This window comes from Streptomyces sp. NPDC087440 (assembly GCF_044744005.1).
In the GTDB taxonomy this organism is placed as follows: Bacteria; Actinomycetota; Actinomycetes; order Streptomycetales; family Streptomycetaceae; genus Streptomyces.
In genome coordinates, this window is the sequence record NZ_JBIUXN010000021.1 from 142,854 (window position 1) to 158,615 (window position 15,762).

The window sequence follows — 15,762 nt, forward strand, 5'->3', positions numbered from 1 at the left end:
GGCGGGCTCAGCGCCCTCTTGGGGCGTACATGATCAACGCCATACCGGCGAGGCAGACCAGCGCGCCGAGCACGTCCCACCGGTCGGGGCGGTAGCCGTCGGCGACCATCCCCCAGGCGATCGAACCGGCGACGAAGACCCCGCCGTACGCGGCGAGGATCCGCCCGAAATTGCCGTCGGCCTGGAGCGTCGCGACGAACCCGTACAGCCCGAGCGCGATCACCCCCGCCCCGATCCACACCCATCCCTTGTGCTCCCGCACCCCCTGCCAGACCAGCCACGCGCCCCCGATCTCGAAGAGGGCGGCGACGAGGAAGAGTGCTGCTGAGCGGGCGACGATCATGGTCATAAGGGTGGCATGGGGGTGGGGCGGGAGCGCTCCGTGAACCGGGCGGGTACGTAGGCGCACATGACGAAGCCCCTGAGACTGCTGGCCCTCCTGCTGACCGCCGCGACCCTCTCCGCAACCGGCCCGGCCTCTGCCTCCTCCGGCGTGGAATCGGACCTCGCCCACCACGGACGTGTCGTGTACGAGGACGACGGGCGGCTCGACCTCCACCTCCGCACCTGGAACCACGGCCCGGCGAGTCTGGCCTCGGGGACGGTCCAGCTCACCTTCTCCACCGCGGTGACCGGCCCGCTCCCCACCGCGTGCGCGCGCCGCACCCCCACGGTCCTCCTCTGCGAGACGGGCCCCCTGCGTGCCGGGACCCCGTCCCCCACCCCTCTCCACCTGACCCTGCGCGTCCCGAACACCCCGGACGAACTCTGGCTCGACATCCAGACCGCCCGCCCCACGGCCACCCGCGATCTGAACCCGGCCAACGACCACCAGCACGTCCTGGCCCTGTCCACGGGGGACCCCTACTACTTCTGACCCCCACCCGGCACCGGGCCAAGCTTTCCGCCCCAGCCCCGCCCCTTCACCTAAAGCGCTCAGCCGCGCGGCTCGTGGTCGGCTGCTCGCGCAGTTCCCCGCGCCCCTTTCAGGGGCGCGGGACTGTGCCAATTTGCGGCTCCGCCGCGCGGGCGCGCCCAACCACAACTCCCGCCCCTCAAGGGGCGCGGGGAACTGCGCAAAAACGCCAGCCACACCCCACCCGCACAGAACCCTTCACAGCCCCGCAGGGTTACGGGAAGGGGCGGGTAGGGGAGCAAACCCACCCCGGCACCGGGTGCCGCCCCGACCCCGGCCCCGCGCAGCACCCCACCCCGGCACCGGGAGCTGACCCGACCCCGCCCCGCCCCGCGCCCCAGCGGCCCGCACGGGATGCCCGTAAACCCCCGCCCGCCCCGCGCCCCAGCGGTCAGCGGCCCGCCCTCCGCCGCTGCCTCCCACTCGGCTCGTACGCCGCCCACGCCGCATACCCGTCCGGCCGCACCAGCAACGACGACCCCCTCGCCCAGTGCGCCCGCACCGTATGCGGCGGCACCGCCACCGGCACCGGCCCGTCGGCGGAAGCGACCAGCACGTGTTCACCCTTCCGCAGCAGCTCGTACAGGCGGCCCTCCGCGAGCGCCAGGTCCGGGACCCGCCGCCCCACCAGCGGATGCTCCCCCCGCTCCGCCCCGTACGAGATCCCGATCCCCGAGATCATCCGCATCGCCCGCCCGGACAGCGGCCGCACGCTCCCCGCGAGCCGGGCGGCCACCGCCCGTCCCGCCCGGGTCAGCGGGCCGCCCGCCATCGCGCCCCGCACCATGGCCCCGCTGACCCGCAGCACCATCGCCCCGACCGGGTGCCGTTCGGCGTGGTAGGTGTCGAGGAGTTCGTCCTCGGCCCGCCCGCGCAGCACCGCCGCCAGCTTCCAGGAGAGGTTCGCGGCGTCCTGGATGCCGGTGTTCATGCCCATGCCGCCGGCCGGCGAGTGCACGTGCGCGGCGTCGCCGACGAGGAAGACCCGGCCGACCCGGTAGGACGGGACCTGGCGTTCGTCGCTGTGGAAGCGGGAGAGGAAGCGCGGGTCGTGCAGCCCGTGGTCCACCCCGAGCGCCGTCCGGGCGATCTCCTGGATCTCGGACAGCTCCACCGGGTCCGACTCCGCCGCCTCCCGGCCCCTCGACCAGCCCATCACCCGGTAGTACCCGTCCCCGAACGGCACCACGAAGGCGAAGGCATCGCCCTTGCCGCCCACGGTCAGGACCGACTCCGGCTCCTGGGCCAGGCGTACGTCCGACAGCACCATCGAGGTGATCACCGACTCCCCCGGGAACGGCAGCCCCAGCGACTCCCGCACCCGGCTGCGCACCCCGTCCGCCCCCGCCAGGTACGGCGCACCCAGCTCGAAGGGGTCCCCGTCGGCGGTCCGCAGCCGGGCCGTGACGCCCGTGGTGCGCGGCTCGACGCCGACCAGCTCCGTGTCGTACCGGAAGTCGACGCCGACGGCCCGCGCCCGGCGCTCCAGGACGCGTTCCACCTCGTACTGCGGAGTGATCAGCACAAAGGGGAAGCGCGACCGGAGCCGGGAGAGGTCCAGGGCGAAAGAACCGAAGAGGTTCAGCCGGGTGAGCTTCTGGCCGGTCTTCAGGAGGTCGTCGGCGAGGCCCCGCGCGTCCAGGACCTCCAGCGTGCGCGCGTGCACGGCGAACGCACGGGTGAGGTTCCCGGCGGTGTGCGCGCGGCGTTCGACCACGGTGACCTTCAGTCCCGCGGCGGCGAGATCGCCCGCGAGGAGGAGACCGGCGGGGCCCGCGCCGACGACGATCACGTCGGGGGCCGTGTGGTGGGGCGTGCTGTCCTGGGCGTCCTTGGGGGTCGGCATGTCCGCTCCCTCCCCGCCGGGCGCGGGGTGTACACCGGGCGGGCGCAAGTCGGGGTCGGCCCCGCGCACAAGGGTGCGGGCAGTCGTTCGACCATTCGGACATTTGTGTTTAAAAGGTGCAGTCAGGGGGAGGAGGGGTGAGTCCCCCCGCCCCCGAGGCCCCGCAAGGTTCCCCCCGCATGCCGAGCATCTCCCTCCCCTGGCTCCACCACACGCTCCCGCACGTGCGCGGCCTCGACACGAGCCGGTACGGATCACGGAAACTGCGCGCGGAACGCCAGGCGGACAACGCCCGGCAGCGCGCCGCCGACGCCCTCGACCTCGCCCTGTGCATCGGCGAGCTCATCGCGGGCAACGGGGCCTCCGCCGAGGAGACCGTCGCCGCGATCCTGGTCATCGCCGACGCCTACGGCCTCGAAGGCTGCGAGTCCGACGTCACCCTCAACGCCGTCGAACTCACCGGGCACGCCGCGGGCGACGCCGTACCCCTCATGGGCAAACGCATCATCCAGCACCACACGACCGACTTCGCGACCCTGGAGAACACCCAGCTCCTCGTCCAGGCCATCCACGACGGCACCCTCTCCCTGGCCGAAGCCCGCAAGGCCGCCGCCGAGCTGATCCCCGAACCCGAACGGCCCGGCGCCCTGCGCCCCTGGAAGCGCCGCTACACCGGACACGCCCTGGTCGGCCTCATCGCCGCCGCCGCCAGTGTCCTGACCGGCGCCAAACTCGGCGTCGCGCTCTGCGCGCTCCTCGCGGCGGTCACCGGCAACTGGATCAGCTCCTCGCTGGCCCGGTACGGCGTCCCCGCCTTCTACCGCTTCACGCTCGCCGCCATACCGGCCGCCGCCGTCGCCCTCGTCGTGCACGCGCTCTGGCCCGGCGTCGCCAGCCAGTCGATCATCATCGCCGGGGTCCTCGTCCTGCTGCCCACCATGGCCGCCACCAGCGCCGTCCAGGACTCCCTCGCCGGGCACTACCTCACCGCCGTCGCCCGCCTGCTGGAAACCTTGACGATCTTCGCCTCGGTGGTGCTCGGCACCGGCCTGGTGCTGGGCCTCGCCACCCGGCTCGGGCTCGACGTACCGACCCTGCCGTCCGTACGCGCCACCTCCGGCGCCTACCTCGACTGGCGGCTGGTCGCCGCCGCCCTCTTCGCCGTCGGCATCGCCGCCCGCTACAAGGTCGCCCCGCGCAAATGGGCCGCCGTCGGCCTGCTCGGCCTCGCGGGCGTCCTCGTCTACGCCGAACTCCGCGAACTGGGCTTCTCCCCGATCACCGCCACCGGCATCGCCGCCGTCGCCGTCGCCGTCGGCGGCCACTTCCTCTCCCGCCGCGCCCGCACCTCTGCCCTCCCCTGGGTCATCCCGGCGGCGGCCCCGCTGCTGCCCGGAACCCTGATCTACAAGGCCCTGTACGCCGTCACCAACGGCGAGGTCCTGGAGGGGGCCACCGGCATGGTCCGGGCCCTCGGCGTGATCCTGGCCCTGGCGGGCGGCATCTCGGTGGTCGGCGAGACCGTGCAGTTCCTGCGCCGCTGGCGGGCGGTACGGGCCGCCGTGCGGGCCGACACGGCCGCCGATGCCGCGCAGCCGCCCGCGGACGCGGTGGTGGTCGCGTCGGAGACCACGACCGTACGGGGGTAGGAGGTACCGGCGGGACGCTCAGCCGAACTCGGCCAGCGCCGCGTCCACCACCTGGGCCAGCCGCGCGTGGTGCGCCCCGCGCCAGTACGGGCGCTCGCACGCCGTGCACTGCGCGAAAACGTCGTACGAACGCTCCGTACCGCCCTCCAGCAGCCCCGCCACCGACTCCTTCGTCGCCTCCTTCAGCTCCCCGTTGCACGCGGTGCAGCGCGTCCAGGGCGCAAGGACCGGCGCGAACCGGCCCAGCACGTCCCGCAGTTGCTCGTCCGGCTTGTCGCTGTAGACGTACGCCCCCGCGTGCAGCTCGCGCCGGCGCAGCAGCCCCCGGTCCCTGGACAGCAGGACTCGCCGGTCGCGGGCGGAGTACGTGGCCAGCGCGGGGTCACCGATGTCCTCGCTGAAGTACGCGACGTCGATGCCCAGCAGCCGCATCCGGCGCGCCAGGGTCCCCAGATGCACGTCGAGCAGGAACCGCAGCGGCGCACCCGCCACCTGCTGCGGCCGCGTCACCGCCGCCACGTCGATCCGCTCCCCCTGCCGGGGCACGTGCCCGACGCCGACCGGCCGCCCGTCCACGCTCAGCACGCCCACCTCGGTGAGCGGCACACCGAGCGACTCGACGACGTGCCCGAGCGTGGACACCCCGTCGGTCTCGGCCTCGGTCCGCCCGGCCCGCCGGTCAGCCGCGACGAAGAGATGCAGCTCCGACGCGAACGCAATGTCTATACGGGGTCCATTCACGCCCCCACCATGCCACCGCCCCCCACCCCGCGTTACACAATTTCCCCCAGCCCCAGCCCCCTTAGCCCCCTCGGGCGACGGGGCCGCCCTCCCCCCTCCTCCCCCCAGCCCCCTTGGGCGGCGGGGCCGCCCCCCGGGGGCGGAACGGGCGGGCAAGGGGGCGGCCCCTCCCGCTCCCGGCCCACCCGGGTGCCGCCCCTGGCCCCGCCCCCGTACCGGGCGAACCCCACAAGAGGCCCACCCCACCCCCGTACCCCCGACCCTCACCTCACCGGATCATCCAAGAACGGAAAGTCCCACGTGTGCGCCTCCGCATACGCCCACCCAATCGGCTCCGGCGACATGTTCGCCCTCTCCGCCACCGGCCTCCGCGCCTTCACCTCCCGCAGGAACTGCTCCCCCGTCCCCGGCTTCACAAAGACGTTCAGCCAGTACGACCCGCCGAAGGGCAGCCCCGCCGAATACGTCCACTTCTCCTTCTTGACGTAGTCGACCATCGTGTACGACGACGCCATCCCGAACCAGTTCTTCCCGTAGTCCGGCTCCCCCGCCAGCACCACCACCGCCGCCCCGTTCCTCGCGAACACCTCACGCGGAATCCCCTTCGGGTCCGCCATGTACGGGTCCGCGAGCCCTCCGAGGTCGATCGCCTGCTGGTCCTTGTTGAGCGCGTACGGGAAGACTCCCGCGTCCCCCATCCCCACCAGGCCCTTGATGCTCTTGTCCCGGGCCATGAGCCGGCCCAACTCCTCGTGCGCCTCCCGCAGATGGAAGCGGTACGTCATCCCGCCCACCATCGTCTCCAGCGGCGTCGCCGACACCGCGAACATCACACCCGCCGCCCCGACCACCAGCAACGGCGTCACCGTCCGCCCCCACAGCACCACGGCCACCGCCACCGCGACGGCACCGCCCGCGACGACGGCCTTCGGGTCGATCCCCGGCAACTCCTTGAAGTACATGGCCGCGAGACCCGTCAGCGCGAGCGCCAGCGCGGCCCACTTCGGTGCGGCCCCGTCGGCCGCCCGCGCCCCGCCCGGCAGCCTGCGCCCCTTGAGCGGACGGCACAGCAGCACCAGCGCCACCGGGGCGGTGAGCTGCCAGAAGAAACGGTTGTTGACGTCCATGTGCAGGACCGACAGCGGATAGAAGACCAGCGTGACGGCGACGGTCAACGCGGCCAGCACGGTCGGGGTGAGGTCCTGCAACGGCAGCGGGGTGTGCGTCGCGGGCCGCTCCCCCTGCCCGGGCACGCGCACGGCGGCGGCACCCGAACCCTCGCCGTTCTTCCGCTCCTTGCGGGCGTCCGCCCGCCGCCAGAGGATCTCGCACAGCACGGCACCGCCGACCAGCATCCCGACCACCGGCACGACCGGGTAGGTGAGCTGCTGCATGATGCCGAACGAGTCCACCGAACCGGACTTCACCAGGTACGTGTTGGGCATCGGATGCCCGAACCACCAGGCCCGCAGCACCCAGTACCCGACCAGACCGCCCGCGACCGCCAGCGCGCCGCGCACCTCGCGGCGGTCCTTGCGGTTGACCAGCGCGGCCCAGGCGACGGCCACGAACGCGTACCCCATGCCCTCGGGCCGCGACAGCGCGACCAGCACGGCCGCCGCCCAGCCCAGCGCGCCGAGCTTCCCGCGCCGGTACAGCACCCCGTACAGCAACGCGATGAAGAGCGCGAAGCTCCCGCTCTCCAGCCCGTGGAAGAAGTGCGAGACGAACAGAGGATTGGCCGCCATCACCGCGACGAGCGCGACCCGCTGGTAGCGCGGCACGTCCCGCAGCAACGCCGCGACCACGACCCCGCCGCCCAGCAGCAACAGCCCCAGCGCCTTGAAGAACGCCTCCACCGGCCAACCGGCCACCGCGGGAACGATCGACACGAACGCGTACAGCGGATTCGTGTACGCCTCGACCCTCGGCAGCCCGGACCCCGCCACGAACGGGTTCCAGTCCCACACCCCGCTCTCCACGAACGACTTCCCGTACCGCCAGGTGATGAAGGCGTCGTCCACGGTGAACCGGCACAGCCAGAACGCCATCCACCCCATGAGCCCCACCAGGCCCACGAGCGAAACACCAAAAACGGTACGGGCCAGCCACACGGGAATCCGGGGCAGCCGCGCACCGAGCGCGCTCGCACCGGACGGCTGCCCTCCTTCCCGCTGTTGGGGTTCGGGCGACAGATCAAGGACGGTCACGAGGCCGCCTTCCGGGAGAGGCGTGGGGGACAGGAAGCGCCCGACGGCCACGCACACCGACCGACCCGGGCAGACAACCCTTGATCCAATCGGCCACCCACCGCTTTGCCCCGGATTGCCCGCTCTCAACCCCTCCGAATCACCCGCACGGCAGCGTGACCCCGGCCCCTCCCCCTACTTCCAGTGCCCGGGCCGCTCCACCCCCACCGGAAGCCGCGTCCCCGCATCCCCGGTCCCCGCACTCACCTGCGACTGCGTCAGATACAACGCCTCGCTCAAATCCGCCCCCCGCACATCCGCATCCCGGAAGTCCGCCCCGATGACCTCCGCCCCCCGCAGATCCGCCCCACTCAAATCCGCGGCAATCAAATAAGCCCCCCGGAAATTCATCCCCCGCAGATCGGCCCCCGCCCGCCGCGCCCCCATCAGGTCCGCCCCCCGGAAATCAACCCTCCGCTTCTTCCCCTTCTTCTTCGGCGCGGGCACCCGGGCCGCCCACTCCCCCCGCACCAGCTCCCCGGCCCTCACCAGCACCGCGTTCACCCTCAACCGATGCCCCTCCACATCCAGCGCGACGAGTTCCTCCGCACTCCCCCGCGTGAGCTCCTCGGTCTCCTCCCGCAGCACCCGCAGCTCCCCCCACACGGGCCGCGCGGCATCCCGCCCCAACGCATCCCCCACGTACCAGAGCAGCTCGTGCAACTGCTTCATCACCGGCAACAGCGGAAACATCAACTCCGCACTCCCGGGCTCCTCCCGCCACCCCACCCCACCAAAGGTGACCTGCGACAGCTTCTGCCCCGCCCCGAAACAGTCATAGACCGTGCACCCGGAAAACCCCTCCCCCCGCAACTTCGCGTGAATCCCACACCCGAAGTCCTCCCCCAAATTCGGGCACGGCTTCCCCGCCGGCTTGTCGATGGCGAAGTCCGACGACTTCGTCAACGTCAACGCCACACAGCACAACCCGAAGCAACTCCCACAATCGGAACGCAGATCGGACGTCATCACGGCCTCGGCCTCGGACATGGGTCGAACTCCACTGGTGCGATTGCGGAAATACGGTCGGGAATGCGGTACGGGCACGGCAGTCGGGACAACAAAAGAGCCCCCGGCACCTTAGCCGGGGGCTCCTGCGCAGGGCCCGTTCAGCCCTTCACGCAGATGACCTGCTTCAGCTTCGCGACGACCTCCACCAGGTCACGCTGCTGGTCGATGACCTTCTCGATCGGCTTGTACGCGCCCGGGATCTCGTCCACCACCCCGGAGTCCTTGCGGCACTCCACGCCCTGCGTCTGTTCGGCGAGGTCCTTGGTGGAGAAGCGCCGCTTGGCGGCGGTCCGGCTCATCCGACGTCCCGCCCCGTGCGAGGCGGAGTTGAAGGAGGCCACATTGCCGAGGCCCTTCACGATGTACGAGCCCGTGCCCATCGAACCCGGGATGATCCCGAACTCCCCGGACCCGGCGCGGATCGCGCCCTTCCGGGTGACCAGGAGGTCCATGCCGTCGTAGCGCTCTTCGGCGACGTAGTTGTGGTGAGCGGAAATGACCGGTTCGAAGGTCACCTTGGCCTTCTTGAACTCACGGCGGACCACGTCCATGAAGAGGCCCATCATGATGGCCCGGTTGTGCTTCGCGTACTCCTGCGCCCAGAAGAGGTCATTGCGGTACGCCGCCATCTGCGGGGTGTCGGCGATGAAGACCGCCAGGTCACGGTCAACCAGGCCCTGGTTGTGCGGGAGCGTCTGGGCCTGCCCGATGTGGTGGTCGGCCAGTTCCTTGCCGATGTTCCGGGAACCGGAGTGCAGCATCAACCAGACCGATCCTGTTTCATCAAGACAGAACTCGATGAAGTGGTTGCCGGATCCGAGCGTTCCCATCTGCTTTGTGGCACGTTCTTGACGGAATTTGACCGCATCCGCGACCCCCTCGAACCTCCCCCAGAAGTCGTCCCACCCCGCCGTCGGGAAGCCGTGCAGGCGGCCCGGGTCGACCGGGTCGTCGTGCATGCCGCGGCCCACCGGGATGGCCTGTTCGATCTTGGAGCGGAGGCGGGAGAGGTCGCCCGGGAGGTCGTTCGCGGTGAGGGAGGTCTTGACGGCGGACATTCCGCAGCCGATGTCCACGCCCACCGCCGCCGGGCACACCGCACCCTTCATCGCGATGACCGAGCCCACCGTCGCGCCCTTGCCGTAGTGGACGTCCGGCATCACCGCCAGGCCCTTGATCCAGGGGAGCGTGGCGACGTTGCGGAGCTGCTGCATCGCGCCCTCCTCGACCGTCGTCGGGTCGGTCCACATCCGGATCGGGACCTTCGCCCCCGGCACTTCTACGTATGACATGAGTTCTCGGTCCCCCGGAATGGCAAGAAATAGGAATGAATGCGGGCAGAGCGCAAAAATGGGTGGGAATGGCCGCGAAAGGGACAGCGGACCGGCATCCACACCAGTGCGTGCGATACACATTGTGGTCATCGGCCACCGCAGGGCGGCAAACACTTTTCCTTCGAAGGGGGCCTGGACCGTGCCACGACTCACGGGCGGCAAGGCGGGCGTCACGGCTTACGCGAAGGCTCGCGCGAAGGCCTCCGCGCCCGGCATCGCGCTCCTCGCGGCCCTGGCCGCCGGCGTCACCGGTTGCTCCGGCACGGACGCCGGGCCCGACGGCGCAAGCGATTCAAAGTCCGGCGAGTCAGCCGCCCCGGCCGCACCCCCCGGCAAGTACCGCACCCTCCCCGAGCCCTGCCGGATCATCGACCGCGGCACCCTGAAGGCCATGCTGCCCGGCGCGGAGAAGCTGCCCGAGGAGCAGCAGCAGAAGCTGTTCGCGGGCGAGCCCGCGGTGACGTACGACACGGACCGGCGGGTCGGCTGCCACTGGAAGGCGGAGTCGCCGGACGCCACGCACCTGCTCACGGTGGACTTCGAGCGGGTGGTCTCGTACGACGACGCGGTGAGCGACGACGACCGCGCCCAGGCCGTGTACGACGAGCAGTTGAAGGCCGCGGACCTGCCCGCGCCGGTGAACCCGCCGCCCGCGTCCAGCGCCCCGCCGACCTCCTCGCCCCCGCCGAGCACGCCCCCCGGGCAGTCCGCCGGGACCTCCGGTTCGCCGGGCACTCCCGACGCGGTCGCGCTGCAGCCGCGTACCCTCGACGGTCTCGGGGACGATGCCTTCCTCGACGACGTGAGCGCGCCGGGCGGCTCGACGACGGCCAAGGACCGGACGGTCTCGGTCGTCTTCCGGACGTCCAACGTGATCGTGAGCGTCACGTACGGCGAGCAGCCGGGCCGACCCGATCAGCTTCCGGACGGCCGGGCGCTCCAGGACCGGGCGCAGGTCCTGGCCCGTAAGCTCGCCGAGCAGTTCTCCAACAGCGAATAGCGGCGCACAGCAGCGCGTCACAGCGAACAGCAGCGACAGTGATCCGACGTTAAGGAACTCAACGAACCATGTACCGAAAAGCTCCCCGTATCGCCCGCATACTGACCTGCGCGGTGGCCGCCCCGGCACTGCTCGTCGTGGCCGGCTGTTCGTCGGACTCCGGTTCTGGTTCCGGTGCGGACGGCGGCAAGAAGGACTCGGGCGCGGCGCAGGAGCAGCAGAAGAAGCCGTCGGCGCCGCCGACCGTGGCTCCGGCGAAGTTCGCCTCACTGCCGGACGCGTGCAAGGCGCTGAAGAAGGACACGGTCGAGGACCTGGTGCCGAAGGCCGACAAGGCGGAGGGCACGGCGGACGAGTCGTCGAACCCGCAGACGCGGCGGGGCTGCTCCTGGGGCGGTCTGGACGACAAGGGCGTGAAGGGTTCGCAGTACCACTACCTGACGTACTCGCTCCAGCTCTTCGAGTCGAACCAGGCGCTGGGCAGCGGTGAGAAGCGCGCCACGGAGTACGTGTCCAAGCAGGTCAACAAGGTGCAGGGCAAGGAGGGCGCGAAGGACGTGCGCGCCAATCCGGCCGAGGGCATCGGCGACCAGGCCTCGACGGTCGGCTACGGCGCGCGCGAGGCGGGCACGGACTTCAACCACGCGGTGGTGGTGACCCGTACCGGCAACGTCGTGGTGACGCTGGACTACAACGGCGCGGGCTACGCGGGCACGAAGGCGCCGGACCCGGCGGACCTGTTGAAGGGTGCGCAGAAGGCGGCGCAGGAGGTCGTGGCGTCGATCGCGGCGGCGAACAAGCAGTAGGCGCTCCGGATCGGCTCGTAGCCAACGAGTTGAGTACAAGTCGGTCCGCTTTAGAGGTTTTTGCGGGGGTTCGGTCCTCACCCGGAGGGCCGGGCCCCCGTTTCGGTGTGCCAGGCTGTGGCCGCCAGGCACGGAAGGTACAGACCGCGCGGGGACGCACGGAAGGGGTTCGCAGGTGGCCGCGATGCAGCTGACACGCACGCACCGAATACTGATCGGTGTGGTGGTCGCCGGTGCGGTGATCATCGCGGGGATCGGCTTCGCCGGTTCGTACGCGGCGGTGCGCGAACTCGCCGTCGAGAAGGGCTTCGGGAACTTTTCGCTGGTCTTCCCGATCGGTATCGACGCGGGCATCTGCGTGCTGCTCGCGCTGGACCTGTTGCTGACCTGGATGCGGATTCCGTTTCCGCTGCTGCGGCAGACCGCGTGGCTGCTGACGGCGGCGACGATCGCTTTCAACGGCGCTGCGTCGTGGCCGGACCCGCTGGGGGTCGGCATGCACGCGGTGATTCCGGTTCTGTTCGTGGTGTCGGTCGAGGCGGCGCGGCACGCGGTGGGCCGGATCGCGGACATCACCGCCGACAAGCACATGGAGGGCGTGCGGCTGACGCGCTGGCTGCTGTCGCCGTTGCCGACCTTCAAGCTGTGGCGGCGGATGAAGCTGTGGGAGCTGCGTTCGTACGAGCAGGTCATCAAGCTGGAGCAGGACCGGCTGATCTACCAGGCCCGGCTGCAGGCCCGCTTCGGCCGCTCCTGGAAGCGGAAGGCGCCGGTGGAGGCGCTGATGCCGCTGCGGCTGGCGAAGTACGGCATCCCACTCGCGGACACGGGTCCGGCGGGGCTGGCGGCGGCGGGCATCGAGCCGGTGCTGCTGCCGCCCGCGCCTGCGCCGTCTCCGTCGGGTGCGGCTCCGGCGCTGCCGGCCGCGCGGGAGGCGCAGGACGAGGCGGGTGCGATAGCCGAGGGCGGCCGGGTACGGCTGGAGAAGGACGAGGCGGGGGCCGGCGTTGTGCGGGAGGACGTCCCGGCGGCCGAGCCCGTCGCGGCCGCTCCCGCTCCCGCCCCCGCTCCGGAGGCCCCGGTCGCCCCGGTGCCCGAGCAGACGCCCCCGACGCACCCGAGCCAGTGGTTCGACGCGCCGCTCCCGGCGCAGCAGAAGCAGTACACGGGCGATTACGACCCCGAGGGCGCGCAGCAGGTGATGGTGCCCGCCGGACCCGGTCGCAGCCGCCCGCTCGGGGGGTACGACCCGGACTTCACGGCGGACGAGCCCGGTGCGGAGGCGGACTTCGTCCTGGACGACGACGCGTACTACGCGGCGTTCCGGCGGTGCGCGATCGAGAACGGGTCGTTCCCGACGCCGCTCCAGTTCGGTTCGTACCTGGTCGATCTGTACGGGCAGGAGCTGCCGGTCGAGGACCTGGAGATGTACGCGAAGCGGTACGAGGAGCAGTACCAGCTGGAGCTGGACGAGCACACGCCCTAGCGGCCGGCGGCCCTCTTCTCCTGCTTGCGGCGTACGTCGACGGCGATGCCGAAGGCGAGGCCCGCGACCGCCATCACGATGTAGAGGGCGGTGGGCGGGGTGAACCAGAGGTGGAGGAGGCCCCAGTCGCCGTCGGACCAGGTGCGGCCGATGAAGCCGAGGGCGCCTTGGATGCCGATGATCCAGCCGAGGGCGGCGAGGAGTTCGTTCTTCATACGTTCAGCCTCGCGTGTGGGGGATGCCGGGGGCATCCTGCCGGGGGTGGAGCCTCCGTCCCCGCCCTCCCCCGAAGTATGCAGTCCGCCCCCCGCTCCACCGGTTCCCCCACCCTCGGGGCTCCACCCCGGTTCCCCCACCCTCGGGGCGCCACCCCGGGGGCTCTACCCCCGGACCCCAGCCCGGGGCTCAACCCCGGGGGCTCCGCCCCCGGACCCCCGATGGGTGCCCCTGTCCCGCCCCTTCACCTAAAGCGCTCGCCGCGCGGCGATTGCACGGGTCCGTGCGGGTGCGTCGTGGCTGGTCGCGCAGTTCCCCGCGCCCCTGGATGGATGCCCTCCGGGCACCATCCCCCACCGGGCGGCGAAGCCGCCCCCTCCCTTCCCCCCCCCAGCCCCCCCCTTGGGCGCCGGGGCCGCCCCCTTCCCCACCCTCCCCCGAGCCCCCTTGGGCGGCGGGGCCGCCCTCCCCCTCCTCCCCCAGCCCCCTTGGGCGGCGGGGCCGCCCCCCGGGGGCGGAACGGGCGGGCAAGGGGGCGGCCCCTCCCGCTACCGGCCCCGCCCGGGAGCCCCAGCCCCGCACCGGACGCACGTCCCATGGGGCCCCCGCGCACGCAAAGGGGCGGCCACCCCACAAAGGTGGCCGCCCCAGCGACGTAAAACCGCCGCGCCGAAAGCTACGCGCCCAACAGCTTCCGCACCCTCTCCGCCCCCACCGCCAGCAGCAGCGTAGGCAGCCGCGGGCCCGTGTCCCGGCCCACCAGCAGCTGGTACAGCAGCGCGAAGAAGGTCCGCTGCGCCACCTTCAGCTCCGGCGTCGGCTTGGCGTCCGCCGCCAGCCCGGCCTGGATCTTCGGCACGCCGTAGACGAGCGTCGTCAGCCCGTCCAGCGACCAGTGCGAGTCGAGGCCCTCGACCAGCAGACGCAGCGACTCACGGTCCGCGTCGCCCAGCGCGGCCAGCGCGGCCGCGTCCGGCTCGTCCCGCACCAGCGTCCGCTGGTCGGCCGGCACGTACGACGTGATCCACGACTCCGCCCGGTCCAGCCGCGGCCGTACCTCGTCGAGCGAGCCGATCGGGTCGGAGGGGTCCAGTTCGCTCAGGATGCGCAGCGTCTGGTCCTCGGCACCGGCCGTGATGTCCGCGACCGAGGCCAGCGTCCGGTAGGAGAGCGGGCGCGGGGTGCGCGGGAGTTCGCCCGCGGCCGTACCGACCGCGCGGGAGTAGGCGGCCGCGTCCGCCGGGAGGACCGACCCGTCGGCCACCTTCAGCGAGAGCTTGTCCCACTCGTCGTACAGCCGCTGGATCTCCTGGTCGAAGGCGATCTTGAACGACTGGTTGGGCTTGCGGCGCGCGTACAGCCACCGCAGCAGCGGCGCTTCCATGATCTTCAGCGCGTCGCCGGGCGTCGGCACGCCGCCCTTGGAGGACGACATCTTGGCCATGCCGGAGATGCCCACGAACGCGTACATCGGGCCGATCGGCTGCACGCCGTCGAAGACCTCGCGCACGATCTGCCCGCCGACGACGAAGGACGAACCCGGCGAGGAGTGGTCGACGCCGCTGGGCTCGAAGATCACGCCCTCGTACGCCCACCGCATCGGCCAGTCGACCTTCCAGACCAGCTTGCCGCGGTTGAAGTCGTTCAGGAAGACGGTCTCGGTGAAGCCGCACACGCAGGTGTAGGTCAGCTCGGTCGACTCGTCGTCGTACGCCGTCACTGTCGTCAGGTCGCGCTCGCACTGCCCGCAGTAGGGCTTGTACGGGTAGTACGCGCCGCCGCTCGTGCCGTCGTCCTCGGACGCCGCGCCGGAGCCCTCGGCGGCCTCCAGCTCGGCCTCGTCGACCGGCTTCTGGGACTTCTTGCCCGCCGCCGGGTCCTTCTTGGTGCGGTAGCGGTCGAGTACGGCGTCGATGTCCGCGCGGTGCTTCATCGCGTGCAGGACCTGCTCGCGGTAGGTGCCCGCGGTGTACTGCTCGGTCTGGCTGATGCCGTCGAACTCCACGCCGAGCTCGGCCAGGGCCGCCACCATGGGCGCCTTGAAGTGCTCGGCCCAGTTCGGGTACGAGGAACCGGCCGGGGCGGGGACCGAGGTCAGCGGCTTGCCGATGTGCTCGGCCCAGGACTCGTCGATGCCCGGGACGCCGTTCGGAACCTTGCGGTAGCGGTCGTAGTCGTCCCAGGAGATGAGGTGGCGGACCTCGTACCCGCGGCGGCGGATCTCGTCGGCGACCAGGTGCGGGGTCATGACCTCGCGGAGGTTGCCGAGGTGGATCGGGCCGGAGGGGGAGAGGCCGGACGCGACGACGACCGGTTTGCCAGGCGCACGTCGCTCCGACTCGGCGATGACATCGTCCGCGAAACGGGAGACCCAGTCGGTCTCGGGGGTGCTGCTCTGGGACACGGTCGGCACGTCCTTGATTCCCCGGAAGCTCTCCGGATGGTGTGAAAGCTGGCAGGGGCCATTCTCCCAGACGGGAGGAGTCCGCCCGGGGTTGCTTTATATCC

13 protein-coding genes are annotated in these 15,762 nt (G+C 71.6%); 5 read left to right on the forward strand and 8 right to left on the reverse strand.

Going from position 1 to position 15,762, the window contains the following annotated elements; translation table 11 throughout:
- Positions 1 to 7: 7 nt before the first annotated feature.
- Positions 8 to 343: a YnfA family protein gene (locus tag ACIO3O_RS33050; RefSeq protein WP_401752327.1), complete on the reverse strand. Its 336-nt coding sequence runs from the start codon at positions 341 to 343 to the stop codon at positions 8 to 10.
- 66 nt (positions 344 to 409) lie between these two features.
- Between ACIO3O_RS33050 and ACIO3O_RS33055 the strand changes: the two genes are divergently transcribed.
- The gene (locus ACIO3O_RS33055) at positions 410 to 877 is read left to right on the forward strand and encodes a hypothetical protein (protein WP_401752329.1); all 468 of its coding nucleotides are present in this window, start codon (positions 410 to 412) and stop codon (positions 875 to 877) included.
- A gap of 430 nt (positions 878 to 1,307) precedes the next feature.
- Here ACIO3O_RS33055 and ACIO3O_RS33060 read toward each other — a convergent pair whose 3' ends face one another.
- Complete coding sequence (locus ACIO3O_RS33060; RefSeq protein WP_401752331.1) at positions 1,308 to 2,762, reverse strand: FAD-dependent oxidoreductase; 1,455 nt, start codon at positions 2,760 to 2,762, stop codon at positions 1,308 to 1,310.
- A gap of 179 nt (positions 2,763 to 2,941) precedes the next feature.
- Here ACIO3O_RS33060 and ACIO3O_RS33065 point away from each other — a divergent pair, with 179 nt between their 5' ends.
- The gene (locus ACIO3O_RS33065; RefSeq protein ID WP_401752333.1) at positions 2,942 to 4,411 is read left to right on the forward strand and encodes a threonine/serine exporter ThrE family protein; all 1,470 of its coding nucleotides are present in this window, start codon (positions 2,942 to 2,944) and stop codon (positions 4,409 to 4,411) included.
- An 18-nt stretch (positions 4,412 to 4,429) separates the two neighbouring features.
- On the opposite strand, the gene ACIO3O_RS33070 is transcribed toward ACIO3O_RS33065, so the two are convergent.
- From ACIO3O_RS33070 to ACIO3O_RS33085, 4 genes are all read right to left on the reverse strand, one after another.
- Entirely contained in the window at positions 4,430 to 5,152 is a 723-nt protein-coding gene (locus ACIO3O_RS33070) for a Mut7-C RNAse domain-containing protein (RefSeq protein ID WP_401752334.1), read from the reverse strand.
- A gap of 263 nt (positions 5,153 to 5,415) precedes the next feature.
- Complete coding sequence (locus ACIO3O_RS33075) at positions 5,416 to 7,362, reverse strand: hypothetical protein (RefSeq protein ID WP_401752336.1); 1,947 nt, start codon at positions 7,360 to 7,362, stop codon at positions 5,416 to 5,418.
- A gap of 174 nt (positions 7,363 to 7,536) precedes the next feature.
- Positions 7,537 to 8,391, reverse strand: coding sequence for a pentapeptide repeat-containing protein (locus ACIO3O_RS33080; RefSeq protein ID WP_401752338.1), 855 nt, complete (start codon positions 8,389 to 8,391; stop codon positions 7,537 to 7,539).
- Positions 8,392 to 8,510: 119 nt separating this feature from the next.
- On the reverse strand, positions 8,511 to 9,704 hold the full coding sequence (locus tag ACIO3O_RS33085; RefSeq protein ID WP_401752340.1) for an RtcB family protein: 1,194 nt from the start codon (positions 9,702 to 9,704) through the stop codon (positions 8,511 to 8,513).
- A gap of 181 nt (positions 9,705 to 9,885) precedes the next feature.
- Here ACIO3O_RS33085 and ACIO3O_RS33090 point away from each other — a divergent pair, with 181 nt between their 5' ends.
- The 3 genes from ACIO3O_RS33090 to ACIO3O_RS33100 all read left to right on the forward strand — a co-directional run bounded on the left by ACIO3O_RS33090 (position 9,886) and on the right by ACIO3O_RS33100 (position 13,038).
- On the forward strand, positions 9,886 to 10,746 hold the full coding sequence (locus ACIO3O_RS33090) for a DUF3558 domain-containing protein (RefSeq protein WP_401752342.1): 861 nt from the start codon (positions 9,886 to 9,888) through the stop codon (positions 10,744 to 10,746).
- 68 nt (positions 10,747 to 10,814) lie between these two features.
- Positions 10,815 to 11,552 carry a DUF3558 domain-containing protein gene (locus ACIO3O_RS33095; protein WP_401752344.1) on the forward strand — a complete coding sequence of 246 codons (738 nt, stop codon included), beginning with the start codon at positions 10,815 to 10,817 and terminating at the stop codon, positions 11,550 to 11,552.
- Between the two features lie 184 nt (positions 11,553 to 11,736).
- Positions 11,737 to 13,038 carry a DUF2637 domain-containing protein gene (locus tag ACIO3O_RS33100; RefSeq protein ID WP_401752346.1) on the forward strand — a complete coding sequence of 434 codons (1,302 nt, stop codon included), beginning with the start codon at positions 11,737 to 11,739 and terminating at the stop codon, positions 13,036 to 13,038.
- Here the strand turns inward: ACIO3O_RS33100 and ACIO3O_RS33105 are convergent.
- Together ACIO3O_RS33105 and lysS are read right to left on the reverse strand one after the other, a co-directional pair.
- On the reverse strand, positions 13,035 to 13,253 hold the full coding sequence (locus ACIO3O_RS33105; RefSeq protein ID WP_401752347.1) for a hypothetical protein: 219 nt from the start codon (positions 13,251 to 13,253) through the stop codon (positions 13,035 to 13,037). The two genes, ACIO3O_RS33100 and ACIO3O_RS33105, sit on opposite strands and share 4 nt — an antisense overlap.
- A gap of 677 nt (positions 13,254 to 13,930) precedes the next feature.
- Positions 13,931 to 15,667, reverse strand: coding sequence for a lysine--tRNA ligase (gene lysS / locus ACIO3O_RS33110; protein WP_401752348.1), 1,737 nt, complete (start codon positions 15,665 to 15,667; stop codon positions 13,931 to 13,933).
- Between the last annotated feature and the right edge of the window lie 95 nt (positions 15,668 to 15,762).

Bases quoted from the DNA above. Each gene is read 5' to 3' on its own strand.
- ACIO3O_RS33050 (WP_401752327.1), bottom strand. From the start codon at position 343: ATGATCGTCGCCCGCTCAGCAGCACTCTTCCTCGTCGCCGCCCTCTTC.
- ACIO3O_RS33055 (WP_401752329.1), top strand. From the start codon at position 410: ATGACGAAGCCCCTGAGACTGCTGGCCCTCCTGCTGACCGCCGCGACC.
- ACIO3O_RS33060 (WP_401752331.1), bottom strand. From the start codon at position 2,762: ATGCCGACCCCCAAGGACGCCCAGGACAGCACGCCCCACCACACGGCC.
- ACIO3O_RS33065 (WP_401752333.1), top strand. From the start codon at position 2,942: ATGCCGAGCATCTCCCTCCCCTGGCTCCACCACACGCTCCCGCACGTG.
- ACIO3O_RS33080 (WP_401752338.1), bottom strand. From the start codon at position 8,391: ATGTCCGAGGCCGAGGCCGTGATGACGTCCGATCTGCGTTCCGATTGT.
- ACIO3O_RS33085 (WP_401752340.1), bottom strand. From the start codon at position 9,704: ATGTCATACGTAGAAGTGCCGGGGGCGAAGGTCCCGATCCGGATGTGG.
- ACIO3O_RS33095 (WP_401752344.1), top strand. From the start codon at position 10,815: ATGTACCGAAAAGCTCCCCGTATCGCCCGCATACTGACCTGCGCGGTG.
- ACIO3O_RS33100 (WP_401752346.1), top strand. From the start codon at position 11,737: ATGCAGCTGACACGCACGCACCGAATACTGATCGGTGTGGTGGTCGCC.
- ACIO3O_RS33105 (WP_401752347.1), bottom strand. From the start codon at position 13,253: ATGAAGAACGAACTCCTCGCCGCCCTCGGCTGGATCATCGGCATCCAA.